The sequence below is a fragment of the Martelella alba genome (assembly GCF_005217455.1).
In the GTDB taxonomy this organism is placed as follows: domain Bacteria; phylum Pseudomonadota; class Gammaproteobacteria; order Enterobacterales; family Enterobacteriaceae; genus Acerihabitans.
This window is the reverse complement of record NZ_SZPQ01000001.1, coordinates 349,792-365,647: the sequence shown is the minus strand read 5'-3', so window position 1 is coordinate 365,647 and position 15,856 is coordinate 349,792. Positions and strand designations below refer to the sequence as shown.

Below are 15,856 nucleotides of genomic sequence, written 5' to 3'. Positions count from 1 at the left end.
CAATCATAGGCGTAACTTCCCGGCCCGCGCAAGGACAATTCGTCCCGGCCGCCAATCATGCGGCCGGGACGTGCATAGGCTAAGAGCTTATCCCATCGGCGCTATTTCACTTGCCGAACATATCCCTGATCCAGCCCGGCACCCCGCCGTTTTCCGAATTTTGTCCAGGTTGCTGCTGCTGCGGTTGCGGTTGCTGTTGCGCGGGTTGTTCAACGGGCTGCGGCTGGGCCGCCGATTGATCGACGGCGGTCTGGCCGGCCTGGCAGAGCGCTTGCGGATTATCGGTCCAGACCGGGATAGAACGCAGGGCGTCGTTGCCGTTACAGACGAAATTGCCGGCATAATCGATGGACATCTGACTGATGCCTTCCGGCGGCGTCAGGTTCAGCGCCAGCGGCGGCTGATTTTCCAGATACCGCCGATAGAGCGTCAACGCGCCATTGGCGCCGGTTAACTTGGCCGGACCATTATTATCGCGCCCGACCCAGGTGATAGCAACTTCCCGGCCATCCACCCCGGCAAACCAGCTGTCCCGCAAGTCATTGGTGGTGCCGGTTTTCCCGGCCAGATGGTAATTGGGGAATTTCACCGCCAGGGAACGGGCGGTACCCCGGGCCACCACTTGCTGCATGGCGTAAAGCGTCAGGTAGGCCGCCTGGGCGGGCACCACCCGTTCCGCCTGCGGATAGCTTTGGTAAAGCACCCGGCCGTCTTCGCTAATCACCGAACGCACCGCCGATAAAGGCGCTCTATTGCCGCCGCTGGCGATGGCCTGGAATTCCTGCGCCACTTCCATGGGCGTCAGACTGATAGCGCCCAGCAACATCGCCGGCACCGGGTTTATCACGTCTTTAGGGATACCGAGCCGCTGTAGCGTCGCGCTGATGTTATCCAGCCCGACCGCCATGCCAAGATTGACGGTCGGCACATTGAGGGAGTTGGCCAGCGCATCCACCAGCATCACCCGTCCGCGGAAATTGCGCTCGAAGTTCTTCGGCGACCAGATCGTACCGTTGGGCAATTTGATCGACAAGGGTTCGTCGGCCAGCCAGGTGTTAAGCCGATATTTGTCCGGTTGGCTCAGCGCGGTGAGGTAAGTGGCGGGTTTGGCCAGCGAACCGACCGGACGGCGGGCATCCATCGCCCGGTTGAAACCGGCGAATTGTGGTTGGGAGCCGCCCACCATGGCGCGGATTTCACCGCTGTTTCTGTCCACCACCACCATCGCGGCCTCAAGATCTTTGACGCCCCGACCGGCGCGCAATGCCGGTATGCCGGTTTCAACCGCCTTTTCCGCCGCGTCTTGGGAGATAGGATCGAGCGTGGTGAAGATTTTCACTCCGGACAGGTTATTGATCTTATCGCCCAGTTTCTGCTGCAATTCTTGCCGGACCAATTGCATAAACGCCGGCTGGGGCGTAATCACGCCGCCGCGGGGCTGCACGCCCAGCGGGCGGGCGCTCAGCATATTGTACAAATCCTCATCGATGATTTTCTGTTCCTGCAACAACCGCAATACCAGATTGCGCCGCTCCAGCGCCAGCTTCGGATTGCGCCAGGGGTTGTACAGGGACGCGCCCTTGACCATCCCCACCAGCAGAGCCTGCTGATCCAGACTGAGTTCGTCCACCGGACGGCCGAAATAATACAGGCTGGCCAGCGGGAACCCGCGTATCTGATCATTGCCGCTTTGACCCAGATACACCTCGTTGAGATAAAGTTCGAGAATGCGATCCTTGCTATAACGGTAATCCATGATCAGCGCCATATAGGCTTCGTTGATCTTGCGCCACAAGGAACGTTCATTGGTCAAAAACAGGTTCTTCACCAATTGCTGGGTCAGCGTACTGCCGCCCTGGACCGCCCGCCCGGCGGTGATATTCGCCAGCAACGCCCGGCCGATGGAAGACAGGCTGATGCCGTCATGCTGATAAAAATGGCGGTCTTCGGTGGCAATCAGCGTATCCACCAGCAGATCGGGAAAACCGGAACGGGGCACGAACAACCGTTGTTCGCCATTGGGCGACTGCAACATGGTGATCAGCCGGGGATCAAGGCGGAAAAAACCAAAGCTGCGCTGATTATCCTGATTAACAATCTGCAGCAGCTTATTGCGATCGAACAGCAAACGGGCATGGATCTGCCCTTCCTTGCCGTCCGGAAAATCAAACGGCCGGCGCAGCATATCGATACTGTTGCCCCGCACCGTAAATTCTCCGGGACGGGTGATGCGGTTGACCTGACGATATTGCATGCCTTCGAGCAAAATGATCATGTCTTTTTCATTGATGGGCATGCCCGGCTCGAGATTGACCATCCGACCGTAAACCGCCGCCGGCAGTTGCCAGACCTTGCCTTCGATGCGGCTGCGGATCTGGGCGTCGAGGTAGAAACCGTAGATCACCACCACAACGGCAAATAAGAGAAAAATCTTAATCAACAGGCCCGTCAGACGTCGTTTTTTCCGCGGCGGGCGCGGTTTTCCTTTGCGCGGCGGCATTGACTGCTCCTCTTCGTCGTTATAATCGTGATAGTCGTCCCGATCATCATCGTCCCGTCGGCGGCGCGCCGCCGGTCTGCGTTTCGATTTACGATCAGACGGTCTTTCGTGACGCCCGATGGGTTCGCGGTCATCCCCAGACATTCGTGTCGCTCTCCATACTTCCGACGGGAAAACCCGCCTACTCTGTTCCTCCGCCGTCGCCGGCGATAGAGGAAACCTCTGAAATCATTCCAGACGATGCTTTTTGACGTGCCGGGTCGGCGCGGCCCGGCCGGGATCGTCCGGCCATACATGTTTGGGATAACGGCCCTTCATTTCTTTTTGCACTTCACGATAGGCGCCTTGCCAAAAGGCCGCCAGATCGCTGGTAATCTGCAATGGCCGGCGGGCCGGCGACAAGAGCGCCAGCACCAGCGCGACCCGACCCTCGGCGAGCATTGGCGTGCGCTGCTCGCCAAACATCTCCTGCATGCGCACCGACAGTATTGGCGGCTCGCCGTGGCGGTAACGCACCGGCAAGCGGCTACCGGTAGGCACAGTGTAATGGCTCGGCAAGGCGCTATCCAACCGCTGGCGTTGCCGCCAGTCCAGCAACCGCAGCAAAGCGTCCGCCACATTGACTTGACGCAGGGCGCGCGCGTCGGACACGCCGGACAACGAAGGCGACAGCCATGAAGACAACCCGGCCAGCAGGGCGGCATCGTCCGCCGCCGGCCAGTCCTCCCCCGGCAGCCATTCGCCGGCGCACAGTATACGCTCGCGCAACTGTTCCGCATCCTCGCTCCAGTTGAGCGCCGACAGCCCCTGCTCGCCTACCCAGCCAATCAATGCCTGCTGCATCAGCTCGGCGGAAGGTTTGGCCTGGGGATATTCGCGCACCGCCAGATTGCCGATTTTTTCGCGTTTGATCACCCGCAGGCTGCCTTTGCCGGCATCCCATTCCATGGCGGTGGAAAACGTAAACCATTGCGGGCGGCGGGCGGCAAGATCGCCGATATCCAACGGCATCGCCAGACGAATGGCGGCATTGGGACTTTGCCCCACTTGCTGGAGTTCCGGCACGATCAGCCACTCGACGGCGGAAAGCGGATCGTCGGCGGCCAGCGCCGCGCCCAGGCCGTTGGCCAATTGATAGCGGCCCGAGGCATCCCGGCGCCGGGCGATGCGATCGCGAAATCCCCACGCCAACAGCATTTGCGCCTGACCGATATCCGGCCGCCCGGCCGATGGCGGCAAACGTTTCGCCAATTGCCGGGCGCGGCGGCGCCAGAGCGGCGAAGGACGGTCAAAGTGGTCGCGCAAATCGGTTGAGCCGCCGCGAGGCGGGTCCTCCAGAATGGCCGTCAGCAAGGCGGCGGTGGCCCCGCCTTCACCCTCGTTTGCCGCGTGGCACAACATGGCCGCCAGTCGGGGATCACTGCCGACCCCTCCCATGGCGCGCCCCACTGGGGTCAGACGGCCGGCATCGTCCAATGCGCCCAATTGGCGTAGTAATTCCCGCGCCGTTTCCATGGCCGGCGCCGGCGGCGGGTCCAGCCAGTCAAGTTGGCCGGGGTCGGCGCAGCCCCACTGTAGCAATTCCAGGCATAAACCGCCCAGATCACCACGCAGGATTTCCGGCTGGGCGTACTCAGGCGACCGTTCGGCGATGGCCCCGCTAAACAGATGCCAACAGACGCCGGGGGCCAGACGACCGGCCCGGCCCGCGCGCTGCGCCATGGACGCCTGGCTTATCCGCTGGGTTTGCAAGCGCCCCAAACCGCTGCGGGGATCGAATTCGCCGACGCGCTCAAGCCCGCTGTCCGCCACCAGCCGGATGCCATCAATAGTCAGGCTGGTTTCGGCGATATTCGTGGACAATACCACTTTCCGACGCCCCGGCGACGCCGGGCGAATGGCCCGCTGCTGCTCCTCGATGGACAGCGCGCCATAAAGAGGACATAAATCCACATCCGCCGCGACCCGATCCGCCAGCGCGGTCCGGACCCGGAGAATTTCGCTTACGCCGGGCAAAAACAGCAGCAACGACCCCGCATACGATTGCAGCATTTGCGTAACGGCGACGGCGATGGCCTGGTCCAACGGCGCCTGCGCCGGCAACGGATGGTATTCCCTCGTCACCGGGAAACTGCGGCCGGCGGAGCGGATAACCGGCGCCGAGGGCAACAGGGCCAGCAAACGTTTATCATCAAGGGTGGCGGACATCAGCAAAATTTTCAGGTCCTCGCGCAATCCTCGCTGTACGTCCAGCAGTAGCGCCAAGGCCAAATCCGCCTGCAGACTGCGCTCGTGAAACTCATCGAGTATGACCAGCGACACCCCCGTCAGTTCGGGATCATGCTGCAACATACGCGTCAAAATCCCTTCGGTGACGACCTCAAGCCGGGTATCTTCGCCGACGCGGCTTTCGGCGCGCATGCGATACCCTACGGTCCCGCCCACCGTCTGGCCAAGCTGCTCGGCCAGACGCAACGCGATGGTCCGCGCGGCCAGGCGGCGCGGCTCAAGCATAATGATGCGCCCCGGCAGCCCAGCACGGCCAAGCAGTTCCAACGGCAGCCAGGTGGATTTGCCGGCGCCGGTGGGCGCGTGCAACAATACCTGGGGGAAGTCCCGTATGGCGGCGAGCAATGCCTCCGTCACTTCGCCGACCGGTAATGATGTCACGGCATCTCCGATAGAATGGGTTAACATTTGAAATCGGGCATTGTAGCATCCACGGAATAAAGATCAGCATTTTTGACAACCCGCGCGACACAGGTTGCGCCGGCGTTAACGCGCGGGACATGACTATTTTCGATAATCTCGACGAGGAATCCGCCCATGACCGCCACCCGGCGACTGTTTTTCGCCATCGCGCTTCCCGACGATCTTCGCCGGCGCATTGTCGCCTGGCGCGCCGGGCATTTTCCACCGGACGTCGGCCGCCCGGTCGCCGCGGAGAATCTGCATCTGACGCTGGCGTTCCTGGGCGAAGTCGCCGCCGGTAAGGAACAGGCGCTGCGCGCGGCGGCGGGCCGGCTGCGGCAGCCGGGTTTCGACATCACTTTGGATGACTGCGGGCACTGGCCGCGTCCCGGCGTGGTGTGGCTGGGTCTGCGCCGGCCGCCGGCCGGGCTAGTGCGGTTGGCGCAGTGGCTGCGCGACAGGGCCGCCCGCAACGGCTGTTACCAAAGCCCGACGCCCTTCCATCCGCATATCACGCTTTGGCGCCAGGCGTTCTCCACTATCGCGTTGCCGCCAGCCGGACCGGGCTGGCGAACCGAGGCGCATACCTTTCATCTTTACCAATCCGTCTACGTCAATGGCCGCCATCGCTACCTTGCATTGGAAAGCTGGCCGCTGACGCCCGACGCATGATAAGCCCGTTACGGTAATCCCATGCGATTCACGCCCCCTTTACAGCCGGCCGTTCTGGTACGACGTTATAAACGTTTCCTGGCCGATGTCGTCACGCCGCAAGGCGAGCCCCTCACGCTGCACTGCGCCAACACCGGCGCCATGACGGGCTGCGCCGTTCCCGGCGATCAGGTCTGGTATTCCACCACCGACAACCGCAAACGCCGATATCCCCATAGTTGGGAACTAACCCGGACCGCCGACGGTCAATGGATAGGCATCAACACGCTACGCGCCAACCTGTTGTTGGGCGAGGCGCTGGCGACCGGCGATATTCCGGCGCTGGCGGGTTATGATACTTTCCGGGCCGAGGTCCGTTATGGCGCGGAGAATAGCAGGATTGACTGGCTGTTGGCAGCGGAAAATCGCGCCAGCTGCTATATTGAAGTCAAATCGGTTACGCTTTTACAACAGCAATGGGGGTATTTCCCGGACGCGGTGACATTACGCGGACAAAAACACTTACGAGAATTGCAATTCATGGCGCAGGCAGGCTATCGAGCCGTACTGTTTTTCGCGGTGCTGCACACGGGTATCACCCGGGTGGCGCCCGCCAGGCACATCGATCCGCTTTATGCCGATATGTTATTGCAGGCGCGACAGAATGGAGTAGAAATACTTTGTTATGGTGCGCAGTTGTCCAATGAAGGTATGCGATTGCACCATCCCGTACCTTTTTTTGACACCGGGGAGGTAATAAAGGGAAAATAGGCAAATTGCCTCGTTTTTCCGGCTGTTATCACTCCGGTCGGGACGCCCGTCTTCACACTCTTGTCAAGCGGACGTCAGGAACAATTGCCAACCATTGCGGCATCTGTTATTTATAGCGGCCTGTTTTTTCCCCACGTGGGGACCGATAGTGCGTGTTATGAAGGAGAAGCAACATGCAGCAAGAAGGGCAAGACCGTAAGACATCCTCCTTGAGCATTCTCGCCATCGCCGGGGTGGAACCGTATCAGCCGCAGCCGGGCGAGGAGTACATGAATCCTGCTCAGCTCCAGCATTTCAGGCGCATCCTTGAGGCATGGCGCAACCAGCTGCGGGACGAGGTGGGGCGCACTGTTTCGCATATGCAGGACGAGGCGGCCAACTTCCCCGACCCGGTGGACCGCGCCGCGCAGGAAGAGGAATTCAGCCTGGAACTGCGTAACCGCGATCGGGAACGCAAATTGATCAAAAAGATCGAGAAGACGCTGAAAAAAGTGGAGGACAACGATTTCGGCTTCTGCGAATCCTGCGGAGTGGAAATCGGCATTCGCCGTCTGGAAGCGCGTCCGACCGCCGATTTGTGCATCGATTGCAAAACCCTGGCCGAAATCCGCGAAAAGCAGATGGCGGGCTAAACGAACCGTGACGATTACCCGATGCCCGCCAAGGAGCGGAATCCGGCATCGCGGTAACGGTATGAGCATGTTTATTCTGGTCGATGTCAGAACATAGCCAGTATCGGGGACGTTTCGCCCCATCGCCTTCCGGCGCCCTGCATTTCGGCTCCCTGGTGGCCGCGTTGGGCAGCTATCTCCAGGCCCGGGCCAACCGGGGCTTATGGTTGTTGCGCATTGAAGATCTCGATCCCCCCCGTGAAATTCCCGGCGCCGCCGACCGTATCCTGCGGCAGCTCGACCATTACGGCCTGCGCTGGGACGGCGCCGTGTGGTATCAGTCCCGCCGCCACGAGGCCTATCGCGCCGCGTTGGACGACTTGCGCCGGCGCGGTCTCAGTTATTATTGCCGTTGCAGCCGCGACCGCATCCAGGCGCTGGGCGGCCGCTACGACGGCCATTGCCGCGACCTGGCCCTGCCGCCGGACCACGCCGCTATTCGTCTGCGCCAGACCTGCCCGGTCATGCATTTCCACGACGCCCTGCGCGGCGATATCGCGGCCGACCCGACACTGGCGCGGGAAGACTTTATTATTCGCCGCCGAGACGGCCTGATGGCCTATAATCTGGCGGTGGTCGTGGACGATGCCGCCCAAGGCGTCACGGAAATCGTGCGGGGCGCGGATCTTATCGAACCGACCGTGCGCCAATTGGCGCTTTATCGGCAATTGGGTTATAAAGAACCCGGCTTCGCGCATTTGCCGCTCGCCATGACGCCGTTTGGGACCAAACTGTCCAAGCAAAACCACGCCCGCGAATTGCCGGATGGCGATCCCCGCCCGGTACTGGCCGCCGCCCTGCGTTTTTTGCATCAACCGATGGCGCAAGGGTGGCGGGATTTAACCCTGGAGAGTATGGTAGACTTGGCGGTGGAACAATGGTCCCTGTCGGCCGTGCCCCTGTTGTCGGCGGTCGAGCCGGTCATATGCCCGCCCGTTCGCGGTAAGTGCGGGGCGGGCTATGATTAGCTTCTGGTTTTTGATGTTAATGAATATATACTCTAGCGGCTTCAAGTGGCATTACGGCGGCAAGCGGGCGCGTCCCTGGGCGCATAACCGACTCTGCGACCGGGTTGGGCGGACATCGCCGACAAAGCATCGCCAACAAAAAGGCAACGTGAAGTATGATGAGTATAAGTGATTATTGAGGTGTACTATTTTTACCCGTGTAGCCAACTTCTGCCGTAAGGTGTTAAACCGTGAAAGCGCGGAAACGGTACCAGAGGATAGACGCCCTTTGACGATTATCCCGCGCGACCAGCACCCCATCTCCCGCAAAGAGATCAGCGAGAACGCATTGAAAGTCCTCTACCGCTTGAATAAAGCCGGTTATGAGGCCTACCTGGTCGGCGGCGGCGTGCGCGATCTACTGCTGGGCAGGACACCCAAGGATTTCGATATCACCACCAACGCCACCCCCGAGCAGATGCGAAAATTGTTCCGCAACTGCCGTTTGGTGGGACGTCGCTTCCGCTTGGCCCATGTGATGTTCGGGCCGGAAATCATCGAAGTCGCCACGTTTCGCGGCCACCACCTCGGCCAGTCGGCCGATGAGGACACCCCGCAGAGCGGCCAGGCGCCGGTGGCCGCTTTGCGGGCCCATAACGGCATGTTGCTGCGCGACAATATTTTCGGGTCCATTGAGGAAGACGCCCAGCGTCGCGATTTCACCGTCAATAGCCTCTATTATAATGTGGCCGATTTCACCGTGCGCGACTATACCGGCGGCATGCATGATCTGAAAGCGGGCATTATCCGGTTAATCGGCGATCCCGAGACCCGTTATCGGGAAGATCCGGTACGGATGCTCCGCGCGGTGCGCTTCGCCGCCAAGCTGGATATGACAATCGATCCGGTCACCGCCGAGCCCATTCCCCGGCTGGCCGCCTTGTTGCGCGATATTCCCGCGGCCAGGCTGTTCGAGGAATCGCTGAAACTGTTGCAGGCGGGATATGGCGAGCCCACCTTCCGCCTGTTATGCGAATACCAGTTGTTTCAGCCGATGTTCCCCCTCATTAGCCGCCGCTTCACCCCGGAAGGCGACAGCTTCATGGAACGGATGATCACGCTGGTGCTGAAAAACACCGATGCGCGCATCCGCAAGGATTTGCGCATCAACCCGGCCTTTTTGTTCGCCGCCATGCTGTGGTATCCGCTAATGGAACAAACGCAGAAACTGGCGCAGGAAAGCGGGCTGGCCTATTTCGACGCCTTTTCCCTGGCCCTGAACGATATTCTCGACGAGCAATGCCGATCCCTTGCCATTCCCAAGCGCCTCACGACGTTGATGCGGGATATCTGGCAATTGCAGTTGCGCCTGTCGCGCCGGCAGGGCAAGCGGGCCTACAAGCTGATGGAGCATCCTAAATTCCGCGCCGGCTATGACTTGCTGGCGTTACGCGCCCAAGTGGAAAACAGCGCGGAATTGCAACACCTCACGCAATGGTGGGGGGATTTTCAGGCGGCGGCGCCGGCGCTGCAAAAATCCCTGGTGGGCACATTGCCGGAAGACGCCGTCCCCCATTCCCGGCCTCGCCGGCCGCGACGCCGCGCCCCGTCCCGGGACACCGCATGACCCGGGTGTGGCTGGCCCTCGGCAGCAATCAGGCGCGGCCGCTGCAACAAATCGCCGCGGCGTTACAGGCGCTGTCCGCCCTCCCGGAAACGCGGTTAACGGCATGTTCCTCCTATTATCGCAGCCGACCGTTAGGTCCGCAGGACCAGCCCGATTTCCTCAATGCGGTCGCGTCTTTGGACACCAGGCTCGCGCCGGAAACACTGCTCGACCATACCCAGGACATCGAACGGCGCCAGGGCCGGGTTCGCAAAGCCAACCGCTGGGGGCCCCGCACCCTTGATCTGGATATCCTGCTGTTTGGCGATCGGCAACAGCGCACAGAACGACTGACCCTGCCGCACTATGATATGAAGAACCGGGAGTTCGTGCTCTACCCGCTGGCGGAGCTGGCGCCGGATCTGGTTTTTCCCGACGGCGATCGCCTGGCCGACCTGGTGCGTCGCGTGCCGCGCAACGGCATAACGCTGTGGGACGATGAGCATCAAGCCCGCTACTGGTAGCCGCCTGGCCGGCGCGGGCTTCGAACGCGGCTTCACACGTTTTGTGCGGCCGACGGTATCGCCCGCCGGCAGGTTCCTTTAATATAATGCGCCATTCTTAAGCTTAACCACTGACCCCTGCCAACCGAGATTGCGATGAAAACGACCACCGTTTCCCAATTGCGCGCCTGGAAGCAGCAACGGCGCAAATTCGCCTCCATTACCGCCTATGACGCCAGTTTCGCCCGCCTGTTCGAGCAGGCCGGCATTCAAGTTATGCTGGTGGGGGATTCCCTGGGCATGACCGTACAGGGCCATGATTCCACCCTGCCGGTCACGGTGGACGATATCGCCTACCATACCCGCTGCGTGCGGCGCGGCGCGCCATCCTGCCTATTGCTGTCCGACCTGCCCTTCATGAGCTACGCCACCCCGCTGCAAGCCTATGAGAACGCGGCGGTCTTGATGCGGGCCGGCGCCAATATGGTCAAACTGGAAGGCGGCGCGTGGCTGGCGGAAACCGTTCATGGTTTGACCGAACGCGCGGTGCCGGTATGCGGCCATTTGGGGCTGACCCCGCAGTCGGTCAATATCTTCGGCGGCTATAAAGTACAAGGCCGCGACAGCGACAGCGCGGAACGGTTGTACGAAGACGCCCTGGCCCTGGAAGCGGCCGGCGCTCAATTACTGGTGCTGGAATGCGTGCCGGTGCCGCTGGCCCGCCGGGTGACCGAATCCCTGTCCATTCCGGTCATCGGCATCGGCGCGGGCAACGTCACTGACGGACAGATTCTGGTCATGCACGACGCACTGGGCATTACCGGCCAGGGCACGCCCAAATTCGCCCGGGATTTCCTGGCCGAAAGCGGCGATGTCCGTTCAGCCGTGCGGCGCTATGCCGAAGAGGTGGAGCAAGGCCGCTACCCCGGTCCAGAACACAGTTTTTTTTAAACTTACAGGAGAATGGCGTGCTTATTATCGAGACCCCGGCGCTATTGCGTCATAATATCAGGCAATGGCGCCGGTTGGGTCAGCGTATCGCCCTGGTGCCCACCATGGGCAACCTTCACGAAGGTCATCTGACTCTGGTGGATGAAGCGCGGGCCCGGGCCGATCGGGTTATCGTCAGTATTTTCGTTAACCCGATGCAGTTCGATCGCCCCGAGGATTTGGCGGCCTATCCGCGCACATTGCAGGAAGATTGTGAAAAGCTGAACCGGCGGGGCGCCGATATGGTGTTTTCGCCGGCGGCGACGGTGATGTATCCTCAGGGGTTGGGCGACCAGACCTATGTGGATGTGCCACGGTTCGCCAACATACTGGAAGGCGCCAGTCGCCCCGGACATTTCCGCGGCGTGGCGACCATCGTCAGTAAACTGTTCAATCTGGTACAGCCGGATGTGGCCTGCTTCGGCCAGAAGGACTATCAGCAACTGGCCCTGATCCGGCAAATGGTCGCCGATATGGGCTATGATATCGATATCGTCGGCATACCCACGGTCAGGGCCGAAGACGGCCTGGCGCTAAGCTCCCGCAATGGTTATCTCAGCGCCGAGGAGCGGCGCCTGGCGCCCCGGCTCCATGGGGCGCTGACGGCGATGGCCGAACGGCTGAAAAATGGCGAACGGCATCTCGAATCCGTGACGGAAGACGCGGCGCAAATCCTGCGCCAGGGAGGGCTGACCCCGGATACGCTGGACATTCGCGATGCCGACAGCCTGCTGCCGCTCACCGCCGATAGCCGTCGGGCGGTCATTCTGGTCGCCGCCTGGCTGGGCAAAGCGCGCCTTATCGATAACGCCACGGTTGATTTGTCCCAATAGGCCGGTTCGGCAAAACCGCTATGGACAGTACCCGGCCGATGGGCAATACTGGCCGGCACACTACCATGCAGTCAGGTTATTCCCCGCGCGGGAGAGTACGAAGGTTCAACGTTATGCTACGCACTATGCTCAGAGGTAAATTGCACCGGGTCCGCGTTACCCAGGCGGATCTGCATTACGAGGGGTCTTGCGCCATCGACCAGGATTTCCTCGAGGCCGCAGGCATTCTGGAATACGAGGCCATCGATATCTACGACGTCGATAATGGTCAGCGGTTCTCCACCTATGCCATCGCCGCTGAACGCGGTTCCCGCATTATTTCGGTCAACGGCGCCGCCGCCCGTTGCGCCTGCGTCGGCGATACGCTCATCATCTGCGCCTATGTGCAGATACCCGACGAACAAGCCCGGCGGCACCAGCCGCTGGTGGCGTATTTTGATGGTGAAAACCGCCTGAAACGCACCGCCAAGGCGGTGCCGGTACAGGTGGCCTAAGGCCGACCCGCGGCGGCGGCCGTTTTCGACCGCCGCCGCGCGACACCCGCCCTTTGTTACGCCGGGCGACGCAAGCCGGTCTTTCCCGCCTTACGTCCGCAATCCGCTGCCCCGTTCGATCAGATACCAGCTCAGCAGATAAAAGAACAGGATAAACGCGGCCAGCACCGAGAAAGTGAACACCAGCGGCACATCGCCGATCCCCAGAAAACCGAAGCGAAAACCGCTTATCATATAGACAATCGGATTAAGCTTGGAAACCGCCTGCCAAACCGGCGGCAGCAGGGCCAGCGAGTAGAATACCCCACCCAGATACGTCAACGGCGTCAGCACAAATGTCGGGATGAGACTGATATCGTCGAAACTTTTGGCGAACACCGCGTTTAGCAAGCCGGCCAGGGAAAAAAGCACCGCCGTGAGGATAAGGGTCACGCCGACGACCCACCAGGCATGGACGTGGAAGGGAACGAAAAACAGCGAAACCGCCGTCACCAGAATGCCGACGCATACGCCGCGCGCCACCCCCCCGCCAACGTAGCCGGCGATGATCACATGGGTCGGCACCGGCGCCACCAGCAGTTCCTCAATATTGCGCTGGAATTTCGCGCTGAAAAACGAGGAAGCCACATTGGCATAGGCATTGGTGATAACCGACATCATGATGAGGCCCGGCACGATGAACTGCATATAGGAAAAGCCATGCATATCGCCGATCCGCGAACCGATCAGATTGCCGAAGATAATAAAATACAGCGTCATGGTGATCACCGGCGGCACCAGGGTCTGGACCCAGATTCGCGCGAACCGGTGAATTTCCTTACGCCAGATACTCTGCAACGCCACCCAGTACAACTGCGTCATGCCGTGGTTCTCCCGCCGTTCCTGCCGTCCCTAACCAGCGTGACGAACAATTCCTCCAGCCGGTTGGCCTTGTTGCGCATACTCAACACCTGTATCCCCTGGGCGCTCAGTTGGCTGAACAGCCCGTTCAACCCCTGCTCGCGCATCACCTCCACCTCAAGCGTGGTGGTATCCAGCAATTGATGATGGTAACCCTCCAAAACCGGCAACGCGCTTTTCGAGGCCAAATCCAGAATGAACGTCTCGGATTTCAGCTTGGCCAATAAATGCCGCATTGACGTGTTTTCCACCAGCTCGCCGTTTTGGATGATGCCGATGTTGCGGCAGAGCATTTCCGCCTCTTCCAGGTAATGCGTCGTCAAAATAATGGTGGTGCCGCTGCTGTTAAGTTCCCGCAGAAAGCCCCACATAGACCGGCGCAATTCGATATCCACGCCGGCGGTGGGTTCGTCCAGGATCAACAGCTTGGGCTGGTGCATCAATGCGCGGGCAATCATCAGGCGGCGTTTCATGCCGCCGGACAACATGCGGGCGCGCTCATTGCGTTTGTCCCATAAATCCAGTTGATTGAGATATTTCTCCGCCCGTTTTTCCGCTTGCCGATACTCCACCCCGTAGTAGCCGGCCTGATGGACCACAATCTGCAACACGGTTTCGAACGGATTAAAGTTGAACTCCTGAGGCACCAGCCCTAACTGGCGTTTGGCGTTGACGATATCCTTATCGATATCGTAGCCGAAGACCCGGACCGTTCCTGACGTTTTGTTCACCAGGGCGCTGATGATGCCGATAGTGGTGGATTTCCCCGCGCCGTTCGGTCCGAGTAAGGCGTAGAAATCCCCGGCTTCCACTGTCAAATCAATCCCTTTTAGCGCCTGTACGCCTCCTGCGTAGGTCTTGGTTAATCTTCCCAATTCCAAAGCATATGTCATATATAACGACTTACCTTATTCTCAATGGATGTGACATACCGATTTCAAAACGTATGCGCTTCGCCTATATTAACCCATCGCATGACGACGTTACGGGCTAAAAAGCACATGAAAGACATAACTGATCTCATATCCAATAATCAGACCTGGTCAAAGCACCTTAAAGAGGAAAATCCCGGATTCTTCGAGGGTTTGGCGCTGGCTCAGCGGCCGCGATTTTTATGGATCGGTTGCTCAGACAGCCGGGTGCCGGCGGAACGACTCACGGGTTTGGAGCCTGGCGAGTTGTTCGTCCACCGCAATGTCGCCAACCTGGTGATTCATACCGATCTGAATTGCCTGTCAGTGGTGCAGTACGCGGTAGACGTCCTGGAGGTGGAACACATCATTATCTGCGGTCACTACGGCTGCGGCGGCGTACAGGCGGCCATCGATAATCCCGAGCTCGGCCTTATCGACAACTGGCTGCTGCACATCCGCGACTTGTGGTATAAGCATAGCTCATTGCTGGGCGAGCTTCCGCATGAGGAACGCATCAATACCCTTTGCGAACTGAATGTCATTGAGCAAGTCTACAACCTGGGCCATTCCACCATTATGCGCTCGGCATGGCATCGCGGCCAGAAGGTCACATTGCATGGCTGGGTATACGGCATCCATGACGGGTTGTTGCGCAACCTGGAAGTGTCGGCCACCAGCCGGGAGACCTTGGAGCAACGCTATCGCCAGGGTATCGCCACTTTGCTGCAACATCACGGTTGATACCGCCGCGCTTTCGGCGGTCTGGCCGACGCCGGCCCGCCGAAAGCGATTTACCCTACCGCTCAGTCAAGTTTGACCACCTTGCCGACAAAGGGGAGATGGCGGTAATGCTGAGCATAATCGATCCCATAGCCCACCACGAACTCATCGGGTATGGCGAACCCCACCCACTCCACCGGCACCTGGACCTCCCGCCGCTCAGGCTTGTCCAGCAATGTGCAGATAGCCAGCGATTTGGGCTGCCGTAATTGCAGAATTTCCCGCACCTTGCTCAGGGTATTGCCGGAATCGATGATGTCCTCGACAATCAGCACGTCTTTACCGCGAATATCCTCATCCAGGTCTTTGAGGATCTTCACATCCCGCGTCGTACTCATGCCACTGCCGTAACTGGACGCGGTCATGAAATCCACCTCATGAGGGACGGTCACGGTGCGGCAGAGATCGGCCATAAAGATAAACGAGCCGCGCAACAGGCCCACCAGGACCATTTCGCTGCCGCTCGATTGATAGTGAGCACTGATTTCGCGCCCCAGTTCAGCAATACGCGCAGCGATCGCCTGTTCGGAGATCAGGACATCCACAGTGTGTTTCATAGCAAGCCAGAAAATTGACGGAAAAGAAAGGACGGTGATTTTAACATA

General features: G+C 60.0%; 15 protein-coding genes. 10 read left to right on the top strand and 5 right to left on the bottom strand.

Annotation, left to right across the window (positions count from 1 at the left end; translation table 11 throughout):
• Positions 1 to 106 precede the first annotated feature (106 nt).
• Both mrcB and hrpB read right to left on the bottom strand, forming a co-directional pair.
• Positions 107 to 2,644 (bottom strand): bifunctional glycosyl transferase/transpeptidase, encoded by a 2,538-nt coding sequence (gene mrcB, locus FCN80_RS01775; protein ID WP_136988166.1) that lies wholly within the window; start codon positions 2,642 to 2,644, stop codon positions 107 to 109.
• A gap of 84 nt (positions 2,645 to 2,728) precedes the next feature.
• On the bottom strand, positions 2,729 to 5,170 hold the full coding sequence (gene hrpB / locus FCN80_RS01770; RefSeq protein ID WP_230492425.1) for an ATP-dependent helicase HrpB: 2,442 nt from the start codon (positions 5,168 to 5,170) through the stop codon (positions 2,729 to 2,731).
• A 156-nt stretch (positions 5,171 to 5,326) separates the two neighbouring features.
• Here hrpB and thpR point away from each other — a divergent pair, with 156 nt between their 5' ends.
• The 9 genes from thpR (at position 5,327) to panD (ending at position 12,657) form a co-directional block, all read left to right on the top strand.
• Positions 5,327 to 5,863, top strand: coding sequence for an RNA 2',3'-cyclic phosphodiesterase (gene thpR, locus FCN80_RS01765; RefSeq protein WP_136988164.1), 537 nt, complete (start codon positions 5,327 to 5,329; stop codon positions 5,861 to 5,863).
• 21 nt (positions 5,864 to 5,884) lie between these two features.
• Positions 5,885 to 6,613, top strand: coding sequence for a DNA/RNA nuclease SfsA (sfsA, locus tag FCN80_RS01760; protein ID WP_136988163.1), 729 nt, complete (start codon positions 5,885 to 5,887; stop codon positions 6,611 to 6,613).
• Between the two features lie 173 nt (positions 6,614 to 6,786).
• Positions 6,787 to 7,245: an RNA polymerase-binding protein DksA gene (gene dksA, locus FCN80_RS01750; protein ID WP_136988162.1), complete on the top strand. Its 459-nt coding sequence runs from the start codon at positions 6,787 to 6,789 to the stop codon at positions 7,243 to 7,245.
• Between the two features lie 83 nt (positions 7,246 to 7,328).
• Positions 7,329 to 8,252 (top strand): tRNA glutamyl-Q(34) synthetase GluQRS, encoded by a 924-nt coding sequence (gene gluQRS / locus FCN80_RS01745; RefSeq protein ID WP_136988161.1) that lies wholly within the window; start codon positions 7,329 to 7,331, stop codon positions 8,250 to 8,252.
• A gap of 175 nt (positions 8,253 to 8,427) precedes the next feature.
• Complete coding sequence (gene pcnB, locus FCN80_RS01740) at positions 8,428 to 9,858, top strand: polynucleotide adenylyltransferase PcnB (protein WP_136988160.1); 1,431 nt, start codon at positions 8,428 to 8,430, stop codon at positions 9,856 to 9,858.
• Positions 9,855 to 10,361, top strand: coding sequence for a 2-amino-4-hydroxy-6-hydroxymethyldihydropteridine diphosphokinase (folK, locus tag FCN80_RS01735; RefSeq protein WP_136988159.1), 507 nt, complete (start codon positions 9,855 to 9,857; stop codon positions 10,359 to 10,361). The genes pcnB and folK overlap by 4 nt, the downstream gene beginning before the upstream one ends.
• 135 nt (positions 10,362 to 10,496) lie before the next feature.
• Entirely contained in the window at positions 10,497 to 11,291 is a 795-nt protein-coding gene (gene panB, locus FCN80_RS01730) for a 3-methyl-2-oxobutanoate hydroxymethyltransferase (protein ID WP_136988158.1), read from the top strand.
• 17 nt (positions 11,292 to 11,308) lie between these two features.
• Entirely contained in the window at positions 11,309 to 12,163 is an 855-nt protein-coding gene (panC, locus tag FCN80_RS01725) for a pantoate--beta-alanine ligase (protein ID WP_136988157.1), read from the top strand.
• 113 nt (positions 12,164 to 12,276) lie between these two features.
• Positions 12,277 to 12,657, top strand: a complete 381-nt coding sequence (gene panD, locus FCN80_RS01720) for an aspartate 1-decarboxylase (RefSeq protein ID WP_136988156.1) — start codon at positions 12,277 to 12,279, stop codon at positions 12,655 to 12,657.
• Positions 12,658 to 12,747: 90 nt separating this feature from the next.
• Here panD and FCN80_RS01715 read toward each other — a convergent pair whose 3' ends face one another.
• Both FCN80_RS01715 and FCN80_RS01710 read right to left on the bottom strand, forming a co-directional pair.
• Positions 12,748 to 13,518: an ABC transporter permease gene (locus tag FCN80_RS01715; RefSeq protein WP_136988155.1), complete on the bottom strand. Its 771-nt coding sequence runs from the start codon at positions 13,516 to 13,518 to the stop codon at positions 12,748 to 12,750.
• Positions 13,515 to 14,450 (bottom strand): ABC transporter ATP-binding protein, encoded by a 936-nt coding sequence (locus FCN80_RS01710; RefSeq protein ID WP_136988154.1) that lies wholly within the window; start codon positions 14,448 to 14,450, stop codon positions 13,515 to 13,517. Before FCN80_RS01710 ends, FCN80_RS01715 begins: the two co-directional genes overlap by 4 nt.
• Positions 14,451 to 14,558: 108 nt before the next feature.
• On the opposite strand from FCN80_RS01710, the gene can reads away from it, so the two are divergent.
• The gene (gene can, locus FCN80_RS01705) at positions 14,559 to 15,212 is read left to right on the top strand and encodes a carbonate dehydratase (RefSeq protein WP_136988153.1); all 654 of its coding nucleotides are present in this window, start codon (positions 14,559 to 14,561) and stop codon (positions 15,210 to 15,212) included.
• 62 nt (positions 15,213 to 15,274) lie between these two features.
• Here the strand turns inward: can and hpt are convergent, their stop codons facing one another.
• Positions 15,275 to 15,808 (bottom strand): hypoxanthine phosphoribosyltransferase, encoded by a 534-nt coding sequence (hpt, locus tag FCN80_RS01700; RefSeq protein ID WP_136988152.1) that lies wholly within the window; start codon positions 15,806 to 15,808, stop codon positions 15,275 to 15,277.
• Between the last annotated feature and the right edge of the window lie 48 nt (positions 15,809 to 15,856).

Excerpts from the sequence above, each read along its gene's own strand:
- dksA (WP_136988162.1), top strand. The coding sequence starts at position 6,787 with ATGCAGCAAGAAGGGCAAGACCGTAAGACATCCTCCTTGAGCATTCTC.
- hpt (WP_136988152.1), bottom strand. The coding sequence starts at position 15,808 with ATGAAACACACTGTGGATGTCCTGATCTCCGAACAGGCGATCGCTGCG.
- FCN80_RS01715 (WP_136988155.1), bottom strand. The coding sequence starts at position 13,518 with ATGACGCAGTTGTACTGGGTGGCGTTGCAGAGTATCTGGCGTAAGGAA.
- sfsA (WP_136988163.1), top strand. The coding sequence starts at position 5,885 with ATGCGATTCACGCCCCCTTTACAGCCGGCCGTTCTGGTACGACGTTAT.
- can (WP_136988153.1), top strand. The coding sequence starts at position 14,559 with ATGAAAGACATAACTGATCTCATATCCAATAATCAGACCTGGTCAAAG.
- thpR (WP_136988164.1), top strand. The coding sequence starts at position 5,327 with ATGACCGCCACCCGGCGACTGTTTTTCGCCATCGCGCTTCCCGACGAT.
- panB (WP_136988158.1), top strand. The coding sequence starts at position 10,497 with ATGAAAACGACCACCGTTTCCCAATTGCGCGCCTGGAAGCAGCAACGG.
- mrcB (WP_136988166.1), bottom strand. The coding sequence starts at position 2,644 with ATGTCTGGGGATGACCGCGAACCCATCGGGCGTCACGAAAGACCGTCT.
- panD (WP_136988156.1), top strand. The coding sequence starts at position 12,277 with ATGCTACGCACTATGCTCAGAGGTAAATTGCACCGGGTCCGCGTTACC.
- FCN80_RS01710 (WP_136988154.1), bottom strand. The coding sequence starts at position 14,450 with ATGACATATGCTTTGGAATTGGGAAGATTAACCAAGACCTACGCAGGA.
- gluQRS (WP_136988161.1), top strand. The coding sequence starts at position 7,329 with ATGTCAGAACATAGCCAGTATCGGGGACGTTTCGCCCCATCGCCTTCC.
- folK (WP_136988159.1), top strand. The coding sequence starts at position 9,855 with ATGACCCGGGTGTGGCTGGCCCTCGGCAGCAATCAGGCGCGGCCGCTG.